Raw genomic sequence first — 818 nt, 5'->3', positions numbered from 1 at the left:
GGGGGGCTGGGGGTGCGCCAGGACCAGCCCGCGGGGGGGGTCGAACGCCTCCTCGCGGGTGGCGACGGGCTCGTCGATCAGCCCCAGCTCCAGCGCCTTGGCCGGTTTGTGGCGCTGGCCCTGTGCGAGCACGGTCATGAACCCGTTCGCGATACCCAGCATGCGGGTGACGCGGGTGACGCCGCCGCCGCCGGGCAGCAGGCCCAGGCTCACCTCGGGCAGGCCGTAGACGACGCCCGTCGCGTCGACGCCGACCCGGTGGTGGGTGGCCAGCGCGATCGCCAGGCCACCGCCCAGCGCGGTACCTACCAGCGCGGACGCCACCGGGCGGCCGAAGGTCTCCAGCTTGCGCAGCTGGGCCTTGGCCTCGGTGACCAGCTCGACGATCTTCCCGGCGTCGTCCGGGCCGTCGGCCGAGAGCTGCTCCAGGTTCCCGCCGGCGAAGACGGTCTGCTTCGCCGAGGTCAGGACGACACCGACGATGGCGTCCTTGTTCCTCCCCAGTTCGTTGACGACCTCCAGCATGGCCTCGCGGTAGGCGTCGTTCACGGTGTTGGCGCGGCTCGCGGGGTCGTCGAGGGTGACGACTGCGTCACCGCCGTCGTACGACTCCCAGCGGGCGGCCTTCTGCTCACTGACTGCTTGTTCAGTCCTCCCGTGATTCTGACGAGCTGGCCGAGGGTGGCGAGACCCATGCCGCCGCCGAGGCACAGCAGGCTCAGGCCGCGGCCCAGGTCGCGGCGCTCCAGGTCGAGGACGAGGGGGCCGTGGATCATCGCGACGGTTACGCCCGGCGAGTAGCCCAGCGCGATGGCGTG

At 72.1% G+C, this 818-nt stretch carries 1 protein-coding gene and 1 pseudogene; both read right to left on the bottom strand.

Features of this window, described 5'->3' with window-relative positions:
• The coding region (locus tag D8M34_RS18405; protein ID WP_174235412.1) for an enoyl-CoA hydratase/isomerase family protein at nucleotides 1-549 on the bottom strand (549 nt) is incomplete at its 3' end.
• Nucleotides 546-818 (bottom strand): annotated as a pseudogene (locus D8M34_RS18400) (hypothetical protein); the annotation flags it as partial. The pseudogene D8M34_RS18400 and the gene D8M34_RS18405, both read right to left, overlap by 4 nt.

Source organism: Microbacterium sp. HSID17254 (genome assembly GCF_003989315.1).
Classification (GTDB): Bacteria; Actinomycetota; Actinomycetes; order Actinomycetales; family Microbacteriaceae; genus Microbacterium.
Note: the sequence above shows the minus strand (reverse complement) of the source record. Positions and strands in the feature narration are given on the sequence as shown.